19 protein-coding genes are annotated in these 21,389 nt (G+C 63.0%); 18 read left to right on the forward strand and 1 reads right to left on the reverse strand.

Annotation, left to right across the window (positions count from 1 at the left end):
* Positions 1 to 198: 198 nt before the first annotated feature.
* From JMY24_RS28800 to JMY24_RS28815, 4 genes are read left to right on the forward strand one after another with little or no spacing between them, the layout of a single operon-like run.
* A complete protein-coding gene (locus JMY24_RS28800; protein WP_128592605.1) occupies positions 199 to 483 on the forward strand; it encodes a YtcA family lipoprotein in 285 nt (94 codons plus the stop codon).
* A gap of 19 nt (positions 484 to 502) precedes the next feature.
* Positions 503 to 1,561 (forward strand): multidrug transporter subunit MdtN, encoded by a 1,059-nt coding sequence (gene mdtN / locus JMY24_RS28805; protein WP_201703361.1) that lies wholly within the window; start codon positions 503 to 505, stop codon positions 1,559 to 1,561.
* Positions 1,562 to 1,568: 7 nt separating this feature from the next.
* The gene (locus tag JMY24_RS28810; protein WP_201703362.1) at positions 1,569 to 3,686 is read left to right on the forward strand and encodes an FUSC family protein; all 2,118 of its coding nucleotides are present in this window, start codon (positions 1,569 to 1,571) and stop codon (positions 3,684 to 3,686) included.
* Positions 3,683 to 5,173: an MdtP family multidrug efflux transporter outer membrane subunit gene (locus JMY24_RS28815; protein ID WP_201703363.1), complete on the forward strand. Its 1,491-nt coding sequence runs from the start codon at positions 3,683 to 3,685 to the stop codon at positions 5,171 to 5,173. The genes JMY24_RS28810 and JMY24_RS28815 overlap by 4 nt, the downstream gene beginning before the upstream one ends.
* Positions 5,174 to 5,189: 16 nt before the next feature.
* Here JMY24_RS28815 and JMY24_RS28820 read toward each other — a convergent pair whose 3' ends face one another.
* Complete coding sequence (locus JMY24_RS28820; protein ID WP_236597562.1) at positions 5,190 to 5,639, reverse strand: hypothetical protein; 450 nt, start codon at positions 5,637 to 5,639, stop codon at positions 5,190 to 5,192.
* 256 nt (positions 5,640 to 5,895) lie between these two features.
* On the opposite strand from JMY24_RS28820, the gene leuC reads away from it, so the two are divergent.
* The 14 genes from leuC to JMY24_RS28890 all read left to right on the forward strand — a co-directional run bounded on the left by leuC (position 5,896) and on the right by JMY24_RS28890 (position 21,386).
* Positions 5,896 to 7,305, forward strand: coding sequence for a 3-isopropylmalate dehydratase large subunit (gene leuC, locus JMY24_RS28825; protein ID WP_128597985.1), 1,410 nt, complete (start codon positions 5,896 to 5,898; stop codon positions 7,303 to 7,305).
* A 5-nt stretch (positions 7,306 to 7,310) separates the two neighbouring features.
* Positions 7,311 to 7,469, forward strand: a complete 159-nt coding sequence (locus tag JMY24_RS28830) for an entericidin A/B family lipoprotein (protein WP_020071059.1) — start codon at positions 7,311 to 7,313, stop codon at positions 7,467 to 7,469.
* 86 nt (positions 7,470 to 7,555) lie between these two features.
* Complete coding sequence (leuD, locus tag JMY24_RS28835) at positions 7,556 to 8,209, forward strand: 3-isopropylmalate dehydratase small subunit (RefSeq protein ID WP_128597984.1); 654 nt, start codon at positions 7,556 to 7,558, stop codon at positions 8,207 to 8,209.
* Positions 8,210 to 8,327: 118 nt separating this feature from the next.
* Complete coding sequence (gene leuB, locus JMY24_RS28840) at positions 8,328 to 9,395, forward strand: 3-isopropylmalate dehydrogenase (protein WP_025601983.1); 1,068 nt, start codon at positions 8,328 to 8,330, stop codon at positions 9,393 to 9,395.
* 393 nt (positions 9,396 to 9,788) lie between these two features.
* The gene (gene asd / locus JMY24_RS28845) at positions 9,789 to 10,910 is read left to right on the forward strand and encodes an aspartate-semialdehyde dehydrogenase (protein WP_027805102.1); all 1,122 of its coding nucleotides are present in this window, start codon (positions 9,789 to 9,791) and stop codon (positions 10,908 to 10,910) included.
* A 140-nt stretch (positions 10,911 to 11,050) separates the two neighbouring features.
* Positions 11,051 to 13,360: a FimV/HubP family polar landmark protein gene (locus tag JMY24_RS28850; protein WP_201703365.1), complete on the forward strand. Its 2,310-nt coding sequence runs from the start codon at positions 11,051 to 11,053 to the stop codon at positions 13,358 to 13,360.
* Entirely contained in the window at positions 13,357 to 14,169 is an 813-nt protein-coding gene (gene truA / locus JMY24_RS28855) for a tRNA pseudouridine(38-40) synthase TruA (protein ID WP_128597983.1), read from the forward strand. The genes JMY24_RS28850 and truA overlap by 4 nt, the downstream gene beginning before the upstream one ends.
* Positions 14,145 to 14,891, forward strand: coding sequence for a phosphoribosylanthranilate isomerase (locus JMY24_RS28860; protein ID WP_128597982.1), 747 nt, complete (start codon positions 14,145 to 14,147; stop codon positions 14,889 to 14,891). The genes truA and JMY24_RS28860 overlap by 25 nt, the downstream gene beginning before the upstream one ends.
* 53 nt (positions 14,892 to 14,944) lie before the next feature.
* Positions 14,945 to 16,138: a tryptophan synthase subunit beta gene (trpB, locus tag JMY24_RS28865; protein ID WP_128590104.1), complete on the forward strand. Its 1,194-nt coding sequence runs from the start codon at positions 14,945 to 14,947 to the stop codon at positions 16,136 to 16,138.
* A gap of 11 nt (positions 16,139 to 16,149) precedes the next feature.
* Complete coding sequence (locus JMY24_RS28870) at positions 16,150 to 17,061, forward strand: DNA-methyltransferase (protein WP_128597981.1); 912 nt, start codon at positions 16,150 to 16,152, stop codon at positions 17,059 to 17,061.
* Between the two features lie 47 nt (positions 17,062 to 17,108).
* Positions 17,109 to 17,921 carry a tryptophan synthase subunit alpha gene (gene trpA / locus JMY24_RS28875; protein ID WP_201703367.1) on the forward strand — a complete coding sequence of 271 codons (813 nt, stop codon included), beginning with the start codon at positions 17,109 to 17,111 and terminating at the stop codon, positions 17,919 to 17,921.
* A 79-nt stretch (positions 17,922 to 18,000) separates the two neighbouring features.
* Positions 18,001 to 18,873, forward strand: a complete 873-nt coding sequence (gene accD / locus JMY24_RS28880; RefSeq protein ID WP_012428630.1) for an acetyl-CoA carboxylase, carboxyltransferase subunit beta — start codon at positions 18,001 to 18,003, stop codon at positions 18,871 to 18,873.
* Positions 18,874 to 19,086: 213 nt separating this feature from the next.
* Positions 19,087 to 20,397 (forward strand): bifunctional tetrahydrofolate synthase/dihydrofolate synthase, encoded by a 1,311-nt coding sequence (folC, locus tag JMY24_RS28885; protein WP_201703369.1) that lies wholly within the window; start codon positions 19,087 to 19,089, stop codon positions 20,395 to 20,397.
* A 29-nt stretch (positions 20,398 to 20,426) separates the two neighbouring features.
* Positions 20,427 to 21,386: an SPOR domain-containing protein gene (locus JMY24_RS28890; protein ID WP_201703371.1), complete on the forward strand. Its 960-nt coding sequence runs from the start codon at positions 20,427 to 20,429 to the stop codon at positions 21,384 to 21,386.
* Positions 21,387 to 21,389 lie beyond the last annotated feature (3 nt).

The raw sequence follows: 21,389 nt of genomic DNA on the forward strand, positions 1-21,389 counted from the left end.
GGCACAAAGCAGCGGACTTCCTTGTATGACTCATGCCGCGCTTCGACAGTGACCGGGCAGACAAACATCGTGTGCGGTATACACCCCGAATCGGAGCGTCCATGGCGGTCCGTAACGTGGAAAGTTGGGGCAGAATGCGTTGATGAAGCCGTAAAGCGTGACATCGATTCCAACGACACTGACGACTTGGAGCAACCTATGCCACTTGTCGGAGGCGAATGTCCGAAGTGCACGACGGGCATTACCGCGATCACGGCTGTTTTCATATCGGGTTGCTCCGGTTCGCCATCTTTTAGCCTGCTCGGCGCGTACTTCCCTGACTGGCTGTTCTGTATCGTCGCGGGCGTTGTACTCAGTGTCATCATCTATCTGCTTCTCAGGCGCTTGCAGGCAGATCATCTGATGACGCCATCAGCCGTGGCGTATCCCGCGCTCGTCGCTTTCCTGTCACTCGCTGTCTGGTTGATGCTGTTCCAACGTTGAATCTCCTTCAGGTGATGCAATGGCGACAACTGTCAGCAGCACAAAGAAGAGAGCATGGCCGGCCATCGTCCTCGTCGTATTGACGCTGTTGCTGGCGTTAGTCGTGATCCGGGAACTGGACCGCGCACCTCGCACCGACGACGCCTACGTCTACGCGGATACGATCGACATCGTGCCCGAGGTCAACGGGCGCATCGTCGAACTGGCTGTGCGAGACAACCAGGCGGTGAAACAGGGCGATCTGCTGTTCCGCATCGATCCGCGTCCGTATCAGGATGCGTTCACACGAGGCAAGGCATCCCTCGTCGCGCTCGACCGCCAGATCGAGCTGACCCAGCGCACGGTCAATGCGCAGCAGTACAACGCGCAGTCGGTGCGCGCGGCCGTCGAGCGCGCGCGAGCGGCAGCCGGACAGGCGTCCGATACGCTGCACCGCATGGAGCCGCTGTTGTCCCATGGTTATGTGTCGGCGGAAGACGTCGACCGTGCGCGCACCGCGCAACGCGCGACGCAAGCCGAACTCAGCGCCGCGCAACTGCAGGCCCAGCAGGCGGCAGCGGCGGTGAGCGGCGTCGACGCGCTGGTCGCGCAACGTGCCGTCGTGACGGCGGAGATCGCGATCGCCGAATTGAACCTCGAATATGCGACGGTGCGGGCGCCCTTCGACGGACGCATTGTGGCGTTGAAGACATCGACGGGACAGTTCGCGTCGGCGCTTAAACCCGTTTTCACCTTGATCGACACGCGCCGCTGGTACGTGGTCGCGAACTTTCGCGAGACGGAACTCAAGGGCATCAGGAGCGGGACGCCCGCCACCGTCTATCTGATGAGCGATACGGGTCAGCGCTTTAAGGGCAGCGTCGATTCGATCAGCTATGGCGTCGCGCCCGATGAAGGCGGCCTGGCACTACCCGGTGGATTACCGCGCATTCAACGCACGCTTAACTGGGTTCACGTGTCGCAGCGCTTTCCGGTCAAGATCCGGGTCGACAATCCGAACCCCGAACTGTTTCGCGTCGGTACGTCGGCGGTGGCCGTGCTGGAACGCGGACGCGGCAACGACGACTCAGGCCATTGAGAAGCCCATGGCCGCCACCCACTATCTGCCGCCTATGCCTGCCACGCTGGGCGTCGCGGGCGATTTCCTGAAGCGCGAGCTTGCGCCTTTTCAAGGGCGGCTCAACGTGATGTTGCGCTGCATGTTGACGAGCGCCATCGTGATCGTCGGGTCGATGACGCTCGAGGTGCCGGAGCTCGCGCTATCGCTGCTGGTGGTGTTCTACGTCACGCAATCGAACGTGGTGTTGACGCGGCTGGTCGGCCTGATGTTCATGGTCGGATCGACGCTCGGCATCGGACTGTCGATCCTGCTGCTGAAGTTCACGTTCGATTACTCGTTGCTGCGCATCGTGATCGCGAGTCTATTGTTTTTCGGCAGCGTGTATCTCCTTCGTGTGCTCAAGATTGGCGTGGTGTTCTTCATCGTCGCCATCATCGTCATCTATGTGCAGAGCTTCGTCGACCGGATCGACCAGGCCGACCTTCTGATCCGGGCGGTGCTGTGGGTCTGGGTCGCTGTGAACTATCCGATCGCGCTGGCGCTCGTTGTCAATACGCTGCTATTGCCCGCCGAACCGCAGTTGCAGCTCAAGGCGGAAATCCATCGGCAACTCGCGGCGCTGCAAACGCGTCTGACGCAACTGATCGACGGCACCGCCAACGCCGCGCCGATCACGCTGGCCAGCGTCCAGCAAGGGGCGCTCACGCTGCAGAAGCTGCTGCGGTTTGCGACGATGCGCGATCCGCACTATCGCGAGCATCAGGCGTTGCAGCTGGCATGCGTCGCGACCGTGTCCCGTCTCTATCGCGTCGCGAGCGAATTGCCGGATACGTTGGCCGGGGCATCGGCAGCGCGACTCGCGATATTGCGCGAGCTGCACACGAACGTTACGGCGCTCGACGAAGCGGTGACGTCGGGCAAGTCTTATCGCTACGTCGGCGCCGCTGCACCGGAAGAACGCAGTGCAGCGGACCTGGTGCCCGCGCTAGCCGAGTTGCAGCGGGCGCTGCATGCCTACGCAGATCTCGTCGCGAGCGGCGCGGAACCGGGCAAGCCGTCCGCGCGCGAGCCGATGCTCGCGCCCGACGCATGGACCAATCCCGCGTACATGCGCTTTTCGCTCAAGACGCTGCTCGCCGTTCTGGTCTGCTATGTGTTCTACAACGCCGTCGACTGGCAGGGCATTCATACGATCATGCTGACCTGCGTGATCGTCGCGCTGCCGAGCCTCGGCGCATCGACGCAGCGCGCGTTGCTGCGGCTGGCGGGGGCTGTCGTCGGCAGTGCGCTCGCGTTGTTCATGGTCGTGTTCGTCGTTCCGCATCTGGACGACATCGTTGGCCTGTTGCTGATGACGTTGCCGGTCGTCGCGTTCGCGGCATGGATCTCGGCTGGGTCGGAGCGGATAGGCTACGCAGGCATCCAGCTGATGTTCACCTTCTCGCTCGCGTTGCTCGAACGGTTCGGCCCAACCACGAATCTGACTGAAATCCGCGACCGGATGGTGGGCATTCTGCTGGGCGTCGGCGTGGCGACCTTCGTGCAGATGTCGTTCTGGCGCGAGGGCGAAGGTGACGTGCTGCGGCAGAAGCTGGCCACCATGTTGCGAGCGATTGCCGCACATCTGAGCGCATCGCGTGCAGACGCCGACAGGCGCGCTGAATTTCCCTACGCCCAGCGCCAGTTGCAGGCGTGGGCTGTGCTGGCGGATTGCGAGGCGACGCTCTCGCGCGTCGCCCTCGAGCCGGGCTGGCAGGAGACGGAACAGACCCAACTGACGCTGCGCGCACAAACGGTTCTCGCGCAGGGGCGCGAGATCATGCTGGCGGGCGATGCGTTGCGCAATACGCTGGTGGCGCAAGCGGGATCGTGGAGCCCACCAACGATCGACGCCGTGCGCTCGACCTGGGAACAGGCGTTAGTCGAACTGAACCGGTACGCGGATGAACTCGCGGCCAGCCCGCCCGACGCCCGCGCGCCGCGCCGCGTGGAGTTCGCCGCGCGAGCCGCCGAACCGGCCCAACTGGCCGATATGCCACTCATCGCTGCAGCGGAACATCTGGCTCGGCAGGTCGCCGGGTTGCCGGACTGGAGCGTTGCGGCATCCGTTAAGACGCCTGCTTCACAGGCCGTAGGATCATGAAAGCGCAATCAGTCTCTCGCGTGTCGTCCTGGCATGGCGCCGCCTTCTGCGTCGCAGGATGGCTGTGCAGCAGCCTGGTGGGGTGTGCGCTGATCCATCACAACGGCACGCCGTATCCCGCGATTTCGCCGGAGCAGATCAACCTCGCCGACGACATCCATCTAGCGCGAGATGGTTGGCCCGCGGCGCGCTGGTGGACGCGTTATCACGACGAACAGCTCGGCGCGCTGATCGACCAGGCGCTCAGCGATGCGCCGACGATGTTGATCGCGCGCACGCGCGTCGCGCAAGCGAGGTCGGATGTCGAGCTCGTCAGGACAGGGTCGAACCTTCAGGTAGTCGCACTCGCCTTGCTGGATCGCGAGCATGTTTCCGCGAACGGCTTCATCGGCCCGTTCGCGATGAACGAGCCGGCGTTGGGGCTGACGGGCCCGTGGTACACCGAGGGCGTCGTCGGACTTGGCGCGAGTCTCAGCGTCGACATCTGGGGCAAGCAACGCGCGCAAGTCGCGGCGTCGCTAGGCGTGAGCAATGCCCGGCTCGCCGAGACGTCCGCCGTCGAACTCGAAATCTCGACGGATGTCGCGCAGCTTTACTATGGCATTCAGACGACTTACCAGCTTCTCGATCTGCTGGACGAATCGCATGAAGTGGCGCAGTTTTCGGTGGAGGCGCACGAAGCTCGTGCGGCGCGGGGCCTCGAATCCCGCACGCTACTGGAAGAAGCAAGAGCTCAGCAACTGGCCATTGAACGGCAGACTGTGGCGGCGCAAGGACAGATCAGGCAGTTTCGCGAATCGATGCGAGCGCTGGCCGGTGCGGGACCCAACGGCTTGCCGGCGATCGAGCCTGTTGCGCTGCCGCGCTCGAAGCCGGCTTTACCGACGACGCTTTCATACGAACTCCTTGCGCGGCGGCCCGATCTGCAGGCAATGCGTTGGTATGTCGAAGCATCGTTCGACCGGATCGACGCCGCGAAAGCGGCGTTCTATCCGAGCTTCGACATCAAGGCGTTCTTCGGCTATAACGCCTTGCATCTGGCGGACCTCTTCACGCATGCAAGCCAGCAGATCAACCTGATCCCGGGCCTGTATCTGCCGATCTTCGACGGCGGCCGGCTCAACGCCAACCTGAGCGGCGCGCGCGAGGGCAGCAACCTGCTGATCGAGCAGTACAACCAGGCTGTTCTCAACGCGGTACGCGATGTCGCGCAGACAGGCAGCCGACTGCAGGCGCTCGATGCGGAGACCGAATTGCAGAAGCAGCGGATCGAATCGGTTGCATTCGCAAGGGACAGCGTCGAAGCCCATTATCAACGAGGTTTGACGAGCCGGCTCGCGGCGCTCGAAGCGCGCCAGCCGGTGATCGCCGAGCAGGTTGCACTGCTCACGCTCAAAGGGCAGATGCTCAGTCAGGAAATTGCGTTGACGAAGTCGCTTGGCGGCGGCTATCGCGCCGAAGCGCCCGTCGAACTCATGCCGCGCTGAACGGTGCAAGCGGGCGTCATTCCAGTTGCGCGCGAAGCGTTGCAAACTCCGCGCGGCATGCGTCGCTAAAGTTGTTGAGGATATCGACCGAGCCGTCCGCGAGCATCTCGTGGATTTCGAGGAAGGACTTGTCTGGCGCGAGGTAGGTGTCGACGATCTTGCGTCCGATCACGTCGGCTTCGTCTGCGACTTCGCGTGACGACTGGATCCGCATCCGGCCGATTTTGGCGTAGAGGCTGCCAACCGCGTTCAGATCCGGCTCGTTGTGTTGCAGCGCGTCAACGTAGCACCGGGTCGCCTCCTCGATGAACTCCTTGTAGAGTTCCTGACGCCGGACGCGGTCATGCGCCCGCCACTCCGCGCGAACCTGAGTACGTTGAGTCAGCCATGAAGCCAGAACCGAAGTGAGGCCGCCGATTGCAGCGCCAACGAGTGCAGCCAGTGCGGAGATGATCGATGCATTCATGGAGCAGCCTCTCATTGCTGTTCGCCACTCATCCATGTTAGCGCCCAGACGAGCATTTCTCGACGCGATCAAACGCCTTCAAACAACCGCCAAGATCTCCTCGCTCATCAGGGTAACGTCGATACAGGTATCGACACTACCACCCAACTCTCTGTTTTCTATCGCTTTTTTCCATTGCTGGACGGCCCAGGGCGAGAGTTTGCGTGGCATAATCGACCGACACAGTCAGCCCGCAGTCATTACTACCCCGCATACCATGGCACAGACTCTCTACGACAAATTGTGGAACACACACGTGATCCACACGGAAGAAGACGGCACGACGATTCTCTATATCGACCGTCACCTGCTGCACGAAGTGACCAGCCCCCAGGCGTTTGAAGGTCTGAAGTTGGCTCAGCGTCCGGTGTGGCGCATCAGCGCGAATCTGGCCGTTTCGGACCATAACGTGCCCACCACGGACCGCAGCCACGGCATCGCCGATCCGGTTTCGAAGCTGCAGGTCGATACGCTCGATTCGAACTGCGACGCCTACGGCATCACGCAGTTCAAGATGAACGACCTGCGTCAGGGCATCGTGCACATCATCGGGCCGGAACAGGGCGCCACGCTGCCGGGCATGACGATCGTCTGCGGCGACTCCCATACGTCCACGCACGGCGCGTTCGGCGCGCTTGCGCATGGTATCGGCACGTCGGAAGTTGAGCACGTGCTCGCCACGCAAACGCTCTTGCAGAAGAAAAGCAAGAACATGCTGGTGAAGGTCGAGGGCCCGCTGCCGCGCGGCTGCACGGCCAAAGACATCGTGCTCGCGATCATCGGCAAGATCGGCACGGCGGGCGGCACGGGCTACGCAATCGAATTCGGCGGCTCGACGATTCGCTCGCTGTCCATGGAAGGCCGCATGACGGTCTGCAACATGGCGATCGAAGCGGGCGCGCGCGCCGGCATGGTCGCGGTCGACGACACTACCATCGAATATCTGAAAGGCCGCCCGTTCTCGCCGCAAGGCGCCGAGTGGGATCACGCGGTCGAGTACTGGAAACAGTTCAAGTCGGACGAAGGCGCGCAGTTCGACCGCGTTGTCGAACTCAACGCGGCTGACATCGTGCCGCAAGTCACGTGGGGCACGTCGCCGGAAATGGTCACCGCGGTAGACGGCCGCGTGCCGGATCCCGAGCGCGAGAAAGACCCGGGCAAGCGCGATGCAATGGAACGCGCGCTCAAATACATGGCGCTCGAACCGAATGCACCGATCGAGTCGATCAAGCCGGATAAAATCTTCATTGGGTCGTGTACCAACGCGCGCATTGAAGACATTCGCGCCGCGGCTTACGTCGTGAAGAAGCTGGGTCGCCGCGTCGCGCCGAACATCCGTCTCGCCATGGTCGTGCCGGGTTCGGGTCTGGTGAAGGCGCAGGCGGAACGCGAAGGCCTCGACAAGGTCTTCACAGACGCCGGTTTCGAATGGCGTGAGCCAGGCTGCTCGATGTGTCTCGCGATGAACGCCGACCGGCTGGATCCGGGCGAGCGTTGCGCGTCCACGTCGAATCGTAATTTTGAAGGTCGTCAGGGCGCCGGTGGCCGTACCCATCTCGTGAGCCCCGCCATGGCCGCAGCCGCGGCCATCGAAGGGCATTTCGTCGATATTCGCAAGCTGGGATAGATCGCATGATGAAGAACATGAATCGCACCGCTCTACTGCGCCGCTTCGCGCTCGGTACTCTGGCTGGGCTACTGCTCGGTCTGACCGGCTGCAACACGGTGCACGGATTTGGGCAGGACATGTCGCACCTCGGCAATTCGATCAGCAATCACGCTGAAAAATAACCGGTTTTTGATTTTTGCCGGCGATGCGGCGAGCGGCTTTCGTGCCGCCACGCGCATCGCCCGGTCCTGAAACAGGCGCAAGCGTCATGGATAAATTCACCGTACACACCGGCGTCGTGGCGCCGCTCGATCGCGAGAACGTCGACACGGACGCGATTATTCCGAAGCAATTCCTGAAGTCGATCAAGCGCACGGGTTTCGGTCCGAATGCGTTCGACGAATGGCGTTATCTCGACCACGGCGAGCCGGGTCAGGACAATTCGAAGCGTCCGCTGAATCCGGATTTCGTGCTGAACCAGCCGCGTTATCAGGGCGCTTCGGTGCTGCTCACGCGCAAGAATTTCGGCTGCGGCAGCTCGCGTGAGCACGCGCCTTGGGCGCTTCAGCAATACGGCTTTCGCGCGATCATTGCGCCGAGTTTCGCCGACATCTTCTATAACAACTGCTTCAAGAACGGCTTGCTGCCGATCGTGCTGAGCGAACAGCAGGTCGATCACCTGTTCAACGAAACGTATGCGTTCAACGGTTTCCAGTTGACCATCGACCTCGAAGCGCAAGTCGTGCGCACCTCGGACGGCGGCACCGAGTATCCGTTCGAAGTCGCGGCGTTCCGCAAGTACTGCCTGCTGAACGGTTTCGACGACATTGGCCTTACGCTGCGTCACGCGGACAAGATTCGCCAGTACGAAGCCGAGCGTATTGCGAAGCAGCCGTGGCTCGCTCATCGCATCGTCGGTTAAGGCTTGCGCGCTTGAATGCGCCTGAATGCGCTTGAATGCGCTTGAATGCGCTTGAATGCTTGAGGCGCGTCTGTTAGCTCAGGCTCGAAGCCTGGAAGAAAATCATTAAGGAATTCGCATGAAGATCGCAGTGCTGCCGGGCGACGGTATCGGTCCCGAAATCGTCAAAGAGGCCGTGAAGGTTCTGAACGTGCTTGGCGAAAAGTTTGAACTGGAAGAAGCGCCGGTTGGCGGCGCGGGTTACGAAGCGAAGGGTCATCCGCTACCCGATTCCACGCTCGCGCTCGCCAAGGAAGCCGACGCAATTCTGTTCGGCGCCGTCGGCGACTGGAAGTACGACAAGCTCGAGCGCGCGTTGCGTCCCGAGCAGGCGATTCTCGGTCTGCGCAAGCATCTGCAATTGTTCGCGAACTTCCGGCCGGCAATCTGCTATCCGCAATTGACCGGTGCTTCGTCGCTGAAGGAAGAGATCGTTTCGGGTCTGGACATCCTGATCGTGCGCGAGCTCAACGGCGACATCTACTTCGGTGCGCCGCGCGGCGTGCGGGAAGCGCCGGACGGCCTCTTTGCCGGCTCGAAGGAAGGCTTCGACACGATGCGCTATTCGGAGCCCGAAGTGCGCCGCATCGCCCACGTCGCGTTTCAGGCGGCGCAAAAGCGTGGCAAGAAGCTCACATCGGTGGATAAAGCCAACGTACTCGAGACGTCGCAATTCTGGAAAGACGTCATGATCGACGTGTCGAAGGAATACGCGGACGTCGAGTTGTCGCACATGTACGTGGACAACGCCGCGATGCAGCTCGTCAAGGCGCCGAAATCGTTCGACGTGATCGTGACCGGCAACATGTTCGGCGACATTCTCTCCGATGAAGCGGCAATGCTCACGGGCTCGATCGGTATGCTGCCGTCGGCCTCGCTCGACAAGAACAACAAGGGCTTGTACGAGCCGTCGCACGGTTCCGCGCCGGACATCGCGGGCAAGGGCGTCGCGAATCCGCTGGCAACCATTTTGTCGGCTGCCATGATGCTGCGTTATTCGCTGAACAAGGCCGAGCAGGCGGATCGCATCGAAAATGCGGTGAAGAAGGTGCTTGAACAAGGTTACCGGACCGGCGACATTCTGACGCCCGGTTGCAAGCAGGTCGGCACTGTCGCCATGGGCGACGCCGTTGTCGCGGCGCTGTAACTACCGCTCACGCCCGGACCAGCTTCCGGGTGCGCGCGTGGCTTGACGAAACACCAGTCAGGTCATTAACCAGCCTCAAAAACGCGAATCGGCCTTCAAAAAGGCCGATTCGCGCGTTATACGGACGGCAGCGACGGACATTGACGTCGCCGGATTCCGGTTTTCGTGTATATTGTAGCGATGGCACAAATGGCTCAAATCTCCTCGATTTCGAAACTGCACGGCAAAACGGCCCGTGTGGTTGAGCTCGCCATTACCACCGCAACATCCATTAAAACGATTACCCCGAAAACGATCACGAAGCGCTGATCGTCCGTCGTGCCCGCTCATCTTCCCCGCGCGGTCACTGCGGGCAAAGATGCGGGGAAGTTTCCACTCGAAGGGTATGAAGTCATGAACGTAGGTCTCGTAGGTTGGCGCGGCATGGTCGGCAGCGTCCTGATGCAACGCATGCAACAGGAAGGCGATTTCGACTTGATCGAACCGGTGTTTTTCAGCACCAGCAACGCGGGCGGCAACGCGCCGTCGTTCGCCAAAAACGAGACCAAGCTCAAAGATGCAACAAGCATCGAAGACCTGAAGAAGTGCGAAGCAATCATCTCCTGCCAGGGCGGCGACTACACGAACGAAGTGTTCCCGAAGCTGCGCGCGGCCGGCTGGAACGGCTACTGGATCGACGCGGCTTCGTCGCTGCGCATGAAGGACGACGCGGTCATCATTCTCGATCCGGTCAACCTCGACGTGATCAAGAACGCGCTGGTCAAGGGGCAAAAGAATTTCATCGGCGGCAATTGCACGGTCAGCCTGATGCTGATGGCGCTCGGCGGCCTGTTCCGCGAAAACCTCGTCGACTGGATGACGGCCATGACGTATCAGGCCGCGTCGGGCGCGGGCGCGCAGAACATGCGCGAACTGCTGCAGCAAATGGGCACGCTATACGGCGCAGCCAAGGAAGATCTGGCTGATCCGTCGTCGGCGATTCTCGATATCGACCGCCGCGTGTTGTCCGCCATGAATAGCGACCGCATGCCGACCGACAACTTCGGCGTGCCGCTCGCCGGCTCACTGATTCCGTGGATCGACAAGGATCTCGGCAACGGCATGTCGAAGGAAGAATGGAAGGGCGGCGCCGAGACCAACAAGATTCTCGGCAAGCCGGCCATGGGTACGCCGGGTTCGATTCCAGTAGACGGCCTGTGCGTGCGGATCGGCGCAATGCGCTGCCACTCGCAGGCGTTGACCATCAAGCTGAACAAGGACGTGCCGCTCGACGAAGTGAACAGCATCCTCGCTTCGGGCAATGACTGGGTCAAGGTTGTCCCGAACGAGCGCGAAGCGTCCATGCGCGACCTCTCGCCGGCAGTGGTGACGGGAACGCTTACGGTGCCGGTCGGCCGTGTGCGCAAGCTGGCCATGGGCGGCGAATATCTGTCGGCATTCACGGTTGGCGACCAGCTGCTGTGGGGCGCGGCCGAGCCGCTGCGCCGCATGCTTCGCATTGTGCTCGACAAGTAAAGTAAACTACGCGGTCACGACGCGTAGAAAACTCAAGAAGCGTCGCGCTTGCGCGGCGCTTTTTTCATTTGTGTGCTCCGAATATCTTGTCTTTTTATAACCGCAAAAAAGGGCCGCGCGCTGACGCGCCAGGAGTCCCGATGAATCTTCGACTCTCTTCCCTTCGGGCCATGTTTGCGCGCCCAGATACCGGCCGCCTTGCGGTCGCAGCCGCTTTGGCGTTGATGCTGACGGGCGCGGCTTCGAGCAGCGCCATAGCCGCGCCCGGCGACGCCGCGAGTGCGCCGGGCGGCGCTTCGGTATCCGCTTCCGGGTCCGCGTCTGTCTCCTCTGCGACTGGCGGCCAATATACGGTGCAGCCCGGTCAGTCGCTCAACGACGTGGCGATTGCCGTCACCCAGTCACACGACCGCGCCACGCTCGCCCGCGCGGGCCGCGCGCTCTTCGACGCGAATCCGAATGCCTTCATGGGCCACGATCCGAATCGTATGCGATTGGGCGCCGTGCTGAGCGTGCCGGCGCTGGACGCGTCGGGCGCGGTTGCCGCGTCTGCAGCGGGCCCGGCATCGGCGTCGGCGGCTGACAGTGGCTCGTCGTCGAATGCAGCAGTCGGAGCTGTCGCAAGTGGCGCTGCGCCGGGCAATGCAACAACGGCGAGTGCGGCGGGCGCGCAAAGCCCCGCTACGCAAGCGGCGACGCCGGCCGCGCCTGCGGTTCAAGGCTCGGCGAGCGACGCAAGCTCCGTTGCGTCGAGCGACGCGGTATCGTCGGCGCCTGCTGCCGGATCGCAAGCTGCATCGGCTGCAAGCGGCACGCATGTGTGGGCCGGCTCGGTCCAGCCCTCGGCAAGCGAGGCAACCGCAGCCACTGGCGCCTCGCAGCCGCGCGCGCAAGTGTCGAGCTTGCAGCAGTTGCTGGCGCTCAAGAATCGCGTGCTGATGGAGTTGCAGAAGCACGGCATCGGCAAGTCCCCAGCAGCACCGGTCGCGCCGCCTGCAAGCGGCGCACAACCGGCGGCGGGCGCGTCGTCTGCGGCGGTCGTGCCTAGTCCTCCGGGCACGGCAATGACCCCGTCGAATGACACTGGCATTTCGCAGACGAACCTTGCTGTCGGCGCGGCGGTCGGCGCCGCGCTGGTCGTGCTGCTGACTGCCTTGCGTCTTGGCCGGCGCAAGCGTGAACGGCTGGCAGAGGCGGAACGCGATGCGTCAGTGGACGGCATGGCGGCGTCTGGTGCGGCTGAGCCGCCAAATTGGGTTGCGCCTGCAGACGACGTGGTCGAGCCCAATCTATCCGACGCGGATGCCGCCGCCGCGCAGCGTGCGGCCGCGATGGCTGCCGCCGAGCGGGAAGCTGCCGAGGGCGAAGCCGCCGCTCGTGAAATGTCAGAGCGCGTCGCCGCAGAGCGTGAGGCGGAAATTCGCGCGGCGGCTTCGCGTGAGGCTGAAGCGCGCCAAGCGACGGAGCAAGGAGCAGCGGAGCCGGATACCGCGCAACGCGCAGCTGAAGAAGTCACGGTCGCACGCGAGACGGCGCAACCAGCCGCGGAGCACGAGCCATCGGCGGACTTGTCAGCGCCGAACGCCGAGCTGAACGCCGACCACGCCGCGCCGGGGGAAGCAGCTGCGCTGGAACAATCCGAACTGGCACCGGCCCAGCACCACCAGGAACTGGACGACGCGACGACGATCGCCAGCCTCGACGCCGCCGCCGAGCTAGGCGCCGACGCGCTGCCACGTGCGCCGCTCGAACCGGTCAACGACGCGTGGGAGCCGGAACCGCTTTCGCATCGTCTGGAATGGGACGACGAGCCGTTGCCGCAAGAGCCGATGGAGCCGTTGACGCCTCAGACTCCGTCGACGACCGCGCAAGTCCACGACGACCACATCGACATACCCGCGCAGCCGGCAGCGGCCGACCAGCCGCGTGTCCAGGCGCCGGCAGACTTCCCGCGCGACGCCCTCGATGCATTCGGTAGTCTCGACATGCCCTTGCCGCCGCGCGTGGAGTCGGCCGCAGAAACCATTCATGCGCCGGAGTCGCTGAGCACACAGCCCGTCGCGTCTCAGGAAGCGACGGCGCGCCAAGCCGTTTTGCCGCCGGACGCCGAGCAAGCCCCGCATGCCGCCGACGAAATCGCAGCCGGGACCGCCGGCCGCGCTGCCGTGGCAGGTCTCGGTGCCGGCAGCCTGGGCACAGCGGGCTTCGGCGCGCTGAAGCTCGACTTCGACCTGGAGTTGCCGCCAAGCCCGGCCCAGCCGCTGCCGGCGTTCACGCCCGCCGACCTTGCCCGCATCGCTCGCAACAAGCTGGACCTGGCGGCCGAGTACATTGAACTGGGCGATCTTGCCGGCGCACGCACGCTGATTAACGAAGTGATCGAGGCAAACGATCCGGCCACGCGCAACGATGCCCGCGCGTTGCTCTCGACGCTCGCTCCGTTGTCGTGAAGCGGATTGCTTTAGGCGTTCAGTACGACGGTTCGGCGTTCTGCGGATGGCAGTCGCAGCCGCATGGCAACACGGTTCAGGACGAGCTCGAAAAGGCGCTGCGCGGATTCGCGCAGACGCCGGTGCATACCGTCGTTGCCGGCCGCACGGACACGGGCGTGCATGGGCTCGGCCAGGTCGTGCATTTCGATACAGAGCTCGATCGAGCGGACATTTCGTGGATCCGCGGCACGAATTCGTTTTTGCCGAAGACGATCTCCGTGCAGTGGGCGAAGCCGATGCCCGAAGCGTTTCACGCGCGGTTTTCGGCATTCGAGCGTACTTATTACTATCTGTTGTACGTGCATCCGGTGCGCTCGCCGATGCTGGCAGCGCGCGCCGGTTGGGTGCACACGCCGCTAGACATAAACGCGATGAGGGCCGCGGCGGCTCATTTGATTGGTGAACACGATTTTTCGGCGTTCCGCTCGTCGCAATGTCAGGCCAAGACGCCGGTCAAGCATCTGTACCAGATCGATATTCAGCAACAGGGCGACTTCATCCATTTCCGCTTCCGGGCGAATGCGTTTCTGCATCACATGGTGCGCAATCTGATGGGGTGCCTCGTCTATGTCGGCAAGGGGCGACGGCCAGTCGAGTGGATGCCCGAAGTGCTCGCGAGCCGCGACCGCGAATGCGCCGCGCCGACCTTCATGCCGGACGGGTTGTATCTTGCGCAAGTGGGCTATCCTGAGCACTTCGCGGTGCCCGCGCCGCAGACCGGCAGCGTGCCGTGGAGTACCGTATGGAACGAGCAGGCACAATCATGAACTCTGAAAATCACGGGACCGACAGCCTCGCGAATGAAGCCGCCGCTAGCGCGCCTGAGCAAGCCATTCCGCGGCGCACGCGCATCAAGCTGTGCGGGCTGTCGACACCCGCCGACATTAGCCACGCGATAGATCTAGGCGCCGACGCCATCGGCCTCGTGTTCTATCCGCCGAGCCCGCGTTCAGTGAGCGTCGCGCAGGCCGTCGAGCTCGTGCATCAAGTGCCGCCGTTTGTCTCGGTGGTCGGCCTGTTCGTGAACCCCACGCCCGACTGGATGCGCGAGGTGGTCAGCAACGTCGGGCTCTCGCTGTTGCAGTTCCACGGCGACGAGACGGCGGATCAATGCGAATCGCTCGCCAGCGTTGCGGGTTTGCCTTGGTTGCGCGCGCTTCGAGTTGCGGCGGATACTCAACCCGCCGATTTGGTAAAATCGGCTCTCAACTATTCAGCCGCCAACGGCTTTCTGTTCGACACCCATGTCGAAGGCTATGGCGGCGGCGGGAAGGTTTTCGATTGGTCACTTATTCCAGCAGAGCTCGCGCGTCGGGCCGTTTTGAGTGGTGGGTTGAACGCGCAAAACGTCAGTGACGCGATCCATCGCGTGCGCCCGTACGCGGTCGATGTCTCGAGCGGCATCGAAGTACCGGGCGCCAGGGGCGTGAAAGATCACGCCCGGATGGCGGCATTCGTGCGCGCAGTGCGCGCGGCGGATGCCGGATGATTTCGCGGCGCGGCACCTCAGCAGGATGCCGCGCGCCAGATATGAGTGATCACATGTACAACTTGCCTGACGAAAGAGGCCACTTCGGCCAGTTTGGCGGCGTATTCGTCGCTGAAACGCTGGTCCACGCGCTCGACGAGCTGCGTGCTGCCTACGAGAAATTCCAGAAAGACCCGGAGTTCGTCGCCGAATACGAGCGCGAACTGAAGTACTTCGTTGGCCGGCCGTCGCCGATTTACCACGCGCAGCGTTGGAGTGAACTGCTGGGCGGCGCGCAGATTTTCCTCAAGCGCGAAGACCTTAATCACACCGGCGCGCACAAAATCAACAACGTGATCGGCCAGGCATTGCTCGCCAAGCGCATGGGCAAACCGCGCGTGATCGCCGAAACCGGCGCCGGCCAGCACGGCGTCGCCACGGCGACCATCGCCGCGCGTTTCGGCATGGAATGCGTGGTCTACATGGGCGCCGAAGACGTGCGCCGCCAGGCCGCGAACGTCTACCGGATGAAGCTGCTCGGCGCCACGGTAGTGCCGGTGGAATCGGGTTCGCGCACGCTGAAGGACGCGCTGAACGAAGCCATGCGCGACTGGGTGACGAACGTCGAAAACACGTTCTATATCATCGGCACGGTGGCGGGGCCGCATCCTTATCCGATGATGGTGCGGGACTTCCAGCGCGTGATCGGCGACGAGTGCAAGGTGCAGATGCCCGAACTCATCGGGCGTCAGCCGGACGCGGTGATCGCGTGCGTTGGCGGCGGTTCGAACGCAATGGGCATTTTTTACCCGTACATCGACGACACGGCGGTCCAGCTTATCGGCGTGGAAGCAGCGGGCGACGGCATCGAGTCGGGCCGTCACGCGGCCTCGCTGATCGGCGGCAGTCCCGGGATTCTGCACGGCAACCGTACCTATCTGCTTCAAGACGAGAACGGCCAGATCATCGAGACACATTCGATATCGGCGGGCCTCGACTACCCGGGCGTCGGGCCAGAGCATGCGTGGCTAAAAGAGATCAACCGCGCGCAATACGTGGGTATCACCGACGAAGAAGCGCTCAAGGCGTTCCACGACTGCTGCCGCATCGAGGGCATCATTCCGGCGCTGGAGTCCAGCCACGCGCTGGCTTACGCCACGAAGCTCGCACCGACGCTGCCCAAAGACAAGCACCTTCTGGTGAACCTGTCGGGCCGTGGCGACAAGGACATGCACACGGTCGCCGAGCGATCGGGCATTCAGTTCTGAGCGCCGCAACGATGCGTGACGAGTTCGACGAGCCGCAACCGGCAACCGCTGAAATGACGCCGGCCGGCGAACTTCTGACGCCCGGGGCGCCTGCTTTGCTTTTGCCGCAGGTGCCTGCGGGCATCCAGTTGTTGAACCGCGATTTTCTGACCGATGTAGCGAACATTCCCGACGGGTCGATCGACCTGATCCTATGCGATCCGCCATATGGACTCGGCAAGGACTACGGCAACGATTCCGACATGCGAACCGGCGACGACTTTCTCGCCTGGACGCGCGGCTGGCTGGAGCTGGCAATTCCGAAGCTCAAGCCGTCGGGTTCGCTCTATATCTTTTGCACGTGGCAGTACGCGCCGGAAATCTTCAGCTTCCTGAAGACAAAGCTCACGATGATCAACGAAATCATCTGGGACCGGCGCGTGCCGAGCATGGGCGGAACGGTGCGCCGATTTACTTCGGTGCATGACAACATCGGTTTTTTCGCGGTGTCGAAGGATTATTATTTCGACCTCGATCCCGTCCGCATCCCGTACGATGCAGTCACGAAGAAGGCGCGTTCGCGTAAGTTGTTCGAGGGCAGTAAGTGGCTGGAGCTTGGCTATAATCCGAAGGACGTCTGGTCTGTATCGAGGCTGCACCGGCAACACGCCGAGCGCGTCGATCATCCCACGCAAAAGCCTTTGGAGATTGTCGAGCGAATGGTGCTGGCAAGTTGTCCGAAGGGCGGCCGCGTGCTCGACCCTTTCATGGGCAGCGGCACCACCGCAGTCGCTTGCGCCCGCCAGCAGCGCGAATTCGTCGGCTATGAGATCAACGAAAGCTACTGCGCGATAGCGCGCGAACGCGTGAGCGCGGCTGCTGCCGCGCCCGCAACGCGTCGGCCGGCCAAAGCCAAGGCTCAGCGGCAAACCGAAGTCCAATGACGCAACGCGCCGAGCGCCAGCGCAGTAGCTCAATCGAGAATAACTCCATGTCCCGTATCAAGAACACGTTCGCCGCGCTGTCCGCGCAAGGCAAAAAAGGCCTGATTCCTTTCATGACGGCCGGCGATCCCGATCCGGCCCGCACGGTCGAATTCATGCACGCGCTTGCCGCAGGCGGCGCCGATGTGATCGAGCTCGGCGTGCCGTTTTCCGACCCCATGGCGGACGGTCCGGTCATCCAGCAATCGTCCGAGCGGGCACTCGCACACGGCGTGTCGCTGCGCCGCGTGATCGCCGACGTCAAGCGCTTTCGCGAGACCAACGACACCACGCCGGTCGTGCTGATGGGCTACGCCAATCCCATCGAACGCATGGGCGCGGAAGCCTTTGCGAAGGCAGCGAACGAAGCGGGCGTCGACGGTGTGCTGGTGGTCGACTATCCGCCGGAAGAATGCGCTAACTTCGCCGAAAAAATGCGCTCCGCGGGCATCGACCCGATCTTTTTGCTGGCGCCCACTTCGACCGACGAACGTATCGCGGAGGTCGGCAAAATAGCCAGCGGCTACGTCTATTACGTCTCTTTGAAAGGCGTGACCGGAGCGGCAAATCTGGACGTTTCCAGCATCGCGAGTAAAATCCCGGCGATCAAGTCGCGCGTGCCCCTGCCGGTGGGCGTCGGTTTTGGCATCCGTGACGCCGAAACGGCGCGTCTCGTGGCCGAAGTATCCGACGCCGTTGTGATCGGCAGCCGTATCGTGCAATTGCTCGAGCAGACGGCTCCCGAAGCCGCCGCCGGGACGCTCACGCGCTTCGTCGCCGAAGTGCGCGAGGCGCTCGATAGCGTCGCGACCGCCCGATAACAGTAATTTTGTCGTCTGTAGTGCGAGCGGCGGGTTTGTCCCGCCGTTTGCTCGACCGTTGACCCCAGAAGGATTGAATATGAGCTGGCTCGATAAGCTGCTGCCGCCGAAAATCAAACAAACCGACCCGAAGAACCGCAAGGGGATTCCGGAAGGCCTGTGGATCAAGTGCCCGTCGTGCGAAGCCGTGCTGTACCGCAACGACGTCGAGGCCAATCTGCACGTTTGCCCGAAGTGCGATCACCACATGCGTATCGGCGCGCGCGAGCGGCTGGACGGCCTGCTCGATCCGGAAGGCCGCTATGAAATCGGTCAGGAAATCGTTCCGGTCGACGCCCTCAAGTTCAAGGACAGCCGCAAGTACCCCGACCGCCTGAAAGAGGCGATGGACGACACCGACGAAACCGACGCAATGGTCGTCATGGGCGGCGCGATCCACACGCTGCCGGTCGTCGTGGCCTGCTTCGAATTCTCGTTCATGGGCGGTTCGATGGGCTCGGTGGTCGGCGAGCGCTTTGCGCGCGGCGCCCAGAACGCGCTCGAGCAAAAAGTGCCGTTCATCTGCTTCACCGCTTCGGGCGGCGCGCGCATGCAGGAAAGCCTGCTCTCGCTGATGCAAATGGCGAAAACCACGGCGATGCTGACCAAGCTTGCCGAAGCCAAGCTGCCGTTTATCTCGGTGCTGACAGACCCGACCATGGGCGGCGTTTCGGCGAGTTTCGCGTTCCTCGGCGACGTCGTGATCGCGGAACCGAAGGCGCTGATCGGCTTCGCCGGCCCGCGTGTGATCGAACAAACCGTGCGTGAAAAGCTGCCGGAAGGCTTCCAGCGCGCCGAGTTCCTGCTGACGAAGGGTGCCATCGACATGATCGTTGACCGTCGCAAGCTGCGCGAAGAACTCGCGCAATTGATGGCGCTGTTGAGCCATCAGCCGGCGGACGCCGTCGCGTAAGCGGGGACCGCGCGTTACATTGGTGGCGCGGCGCTTGACCGGCGCAGCCGGTCGGACGCCGTCCTCGTGGAAAACAGTAAAAACAGCGCGCCGCGTGAGCAATCAAGCGGCGCGCTGTCATTTCCGGGATAATCACGGTCTCACCTGCAGCGCCATGCGCCGCCCCCGCGCATGTTCGTCACACCGCTCAATGATTTTCTCGCGATTCACCCGATGACCACATTCCCCACCCTCGACGCGTGGCTCACGCACCTTGAATCCGCGCATCCGGTCGGCATCGACATGGGTCTCGCGCGCATCAGTCAGGTCCGTGACGCGATGCAGCTGTCGTTCGCGTGCCCGGTGATCACGGTTGGCGGAACGAACGGTAAAGGCTCGACATGCGCGATTCTCGAATCGATCCTGCTGCGCGCCGGTTTTACCGTAGGTTGTCATACTTCGCCGCATTTGCTGTCGTTTAACGAGCGCGCGCGGATAAACGGCCAGATGGCGAGCGACGCCGATCTGCTGTCGCACTTCGAGAAGGTCGAAACCGCACGAGCGAGCCTTCCCGAGCCCGTCTCGCTCACTTACTTCGAGTTCACGACGCTGGCGATCATGAGCCTCTTTGCGTCGCGCGGACTGGACGCGGTGATTTTCGAAGTCGGCCTGGGTGGTCGCCTCGACGCGGTCAATATTCTGGATACGGATTGCGCGATCATCACGAGCATCGACATCGACCACACCGAATATCTCGGCGACACCCGAGAAAAAATCGCGCTCGAGAAGGCTGGCATTTTCCGCGCCGGCAAGCCGGCGATCTGCGCGGACCCGGTGCCGCCGCAAACGCTCATCGACTATGCCCAGCAGATTGGCGCCGAATTGTGGCTATTTGGCCGCGATTTTCGCTACGAAGGGCAGGCGGGCAGCGAGCGCCAGCAATGGAGCTACGTCGGCCCGACGCTGCGCCGGTCCGCGCTCGCCTATCCGGCGTTGCGGGGCGCGAATCAGCTGATCAATACCTCTGCGGCGCTGGCCGGTTTAGAGGCGCTGCGCGATCGCCTGCCGGTCTCGGCCCAGGACATCCGGCTCGGCCTCGCGAACGTCGAATTGCCCGGACGTTTCCAGGTTCTGCCGGGCAAGCCGGCAGTCGTGCTGGACGTCGGCCACAATCCGCATGCGGCCGCCGTGCTGAGCCAGAACCTTGGCAATATGGGCTTTTTTCCGTACACCTACGGTGTGTTCGGCATGATGGGCGATAAGGATATTGCCGGCGTGCTCGCGCATCTGAAGGGCGAGATCGATCACTGGTGTGTGACCGATCTGCCGACGCCGCGAGCGGCATCGGCGGAAGAACTGGAAGCCGCCTTGCGCGGGCAAGGCGTGGGCGACAGCGCCGACAGCACGGTGACGCGCTACGCCACGCCCGCCGAGGCGTACCAAGATGCGCTAAAGCGGGCGTCAGAGAATGATAGAATTGTGGTTTTCGGCAGCTTCTATACGGTAGCGGGCGTCATGTCCTACCGTAAATCGCAGCAACACTGAACGGGCGCCACGCTCGAACCAAGCGATTCATGGGAATTTTCTCGTTCGGCAAGAAAGACGACGCGCCCAGCAGGCGCGACGCAAACACCAGTTCCACCCGGGCTGCCCGTAGCGAGCGCGTGGAGCGGCGGACCCGCCGCACGGACCGCACCGTCGAAGCCGATGCGATGCTGCTCGACCCCACGTTGCCCGAAAAGCAGCGCGCGCGGCGTCGGCTGGTTGGTGCAATCGCAATGGTCGTGGCGGCGGTGGTCGTGCTGCCCATGGTGCTCGACTCGCACCCGAAGCCTGTTACCGACGACATCTCCATCGACATTCCGAGTCGCCCGGCGCCCAAGCTCGCGCGGCGCGAGGAAGACACTCAGGCTGGCGTAGCGCCGGACAATCCGACGCCCGACGCAGCGCTCGCGGCTTCGGGCCTTGCTCCCGCCACCACCGCCGCGCAAACGCAGTCAGGCGGCACAAAAAAGAACGCAACCCAGGAAGCAAAGCAGGACGCCAAGCCGGCGGAAGCGAACGCGAATCCGGCGCCTACCGCCAGACCGGCTGCGATGCCGCAGGCGCCCGCCGTTGCCGCCAACTCCGCACCCGCACCCGCGCCAGCCACCGCAGCGCCAGCAGTTGCGGCGAAGCCAGCCGCCAAGCCGGCACCGCACAGCAATGCAACGGCCGCGGCGCCATCGGCGGAGGAATCCAACTCCGTCGCCAATACGGATGCGAATTCGGGCACGCCGGCCTCGCCGGCTGGCAGCCGTTTTGCCGTCCAGCTCGGCGCTTTTGCAAACGAAGCGAATGCGCGCAGTTGGGCGACCAAGTTGAAAGCGGCCGGAGTGCCCGCATATACCGAACATCGGAAGCAGGCTGACGGCACGTCGCTCACACTTTTGCGTGCCGGGCCTTTCGCGGACCGGGCAGCGGCAAGTGCCGCAATTGCAAAGGTTCGCGAGGCCGGCCTGGCGTCGGGCGTGAACAACGGCGCGGCACAGTAAGCG

The organism is Paraburkholderia kirstenboschensis (genome assembly GCF_904848585.1).
Lineage (GTDB): Bacteria > Pseudomonadota > Gammaproteobacteria > Burkholderiales > Burkholderiaceae > Paraburkholderia > Paraburkholderia kirstenboschensis.

Bases quoted from the DNA above. Each gene is read 5' to 3' on its own strand.
- JMY24_RS28870 (WP_128597981.1), top strand. From the start codon at position 16,150: ATGCGTGACGAGTTCGACGAGCCGCAACCGGCAACCGCTGAAATGACG.
- leuD (WP_128597984.1), top strand. From the start codon at position 7,556: ATGGATAAATTCACCGTACACACCGGCGTCGTGGCGCCGCTCGATCGC.
- JMY24_RS28830 (WP_020071059.1), top strand. From the start codon at position 7,311: ATGATGAAGAACATGAATCGCACCGCTCTACTGCGCCGCTTCGCGCTC.
- folC (WP_201703369.1), top strand. From the start codon at position 19,087: ATGACCACATTCCCCACCCTCGACGCGTGGCTCACGCACCTTGAATCC.
- trpB (WP_128590104.1), top strand. From the start codon at position 14,945: ATGTACAACTTGCCTGACGAAAGAGGCCACTTCGGCCAGTTTGGCGGC.
- leuB (WP_025601983.1), top strand. From the start codon at position 8,328: ATGAAGATCGCAGTGCTGCCGGGCGACGGTATCGGTCCCGAAATCGTC.
- mdtN (WP_201703361.1), top strand. From the start codon at position 503: ATGGCGACAACTGTCAGCAGCACAAAGAAGAGAGCATGGCCGGCCATC.
- JMY24_RS28810 (WP_201703362.1), top strand. From the start codon at position 1,569: ATGGCCGCCACCCACTATCTGCCGCCTATGCCTGCCACGCTGGGCGTC.
- JMY24_RS28815 (WP_201703363.1), top strand. From the start codon at position 3,683: ATGAAAGCGCAATCAGTCTCTCGCGTGTCGTCCTGGCATGGCGCCGCC.
- asd (WP_027805102.1), top strand. From the start codon at position 9,789: ATGAACGTAGGTCTCGTAGGTTGGCGCGGCATGGTCGGCAGCGTCCTG.
- JMY24_RS28800 (WP_128592605.1), top strand. From the start codon at position 199: ATGCCACTTGTCGGAGGCGAATGTCCGAAGTGCACGACGGGCATTACC.
- trpA (WP_201703367.1), top strand. From the start codon at position 17,109: ATGTCCCGTATCAAGAACACGTTCGCCGCGCTGTCCGCGCAAGGCAAA.
- JMY24_RS28860 (WP_128597982.1), top strand. From the start codon at position 14,145: ATGGAACGAGCAGGCACAATCATGAACTCTGAAAATCACGGGACCGAC.
- JMY24_RS28820 (WP_236597562.1), bottom strand. From the start codon at position 5,639: ATGAATGCATCGATCATCTCCGCACTGGCTGCACTCGTTGGCGCTGCA.
- JMY24_RS28890 (WP_201703371.1), top strand. From the start codon at position 20,427: ATGGGAATTTTCTCGTTCGGCAAGAAAGACGACGCGCCCAGCAGGCGC.
- JMY24_RS28850 (WP_201703365.1), top strand. From the start codon at position 11,051: ATGAATCTTCGACTCTCTTCCCTTCGGGCCATGTTTGCGCGCCCAGAT.
- accD (WP_012428630.1), top strand. From the start codon at position 18,001: ATGAGCTGGCTCGATAAGCTGCTGCCGCCGAAAATCAAACAAACCGAC.
- leuC (WP_128597985.1), top strand. From the start codon at position 5,896: ATGGCACAGACTCTCTACGACAAATTGTGGAACACACACGTGATCCAC.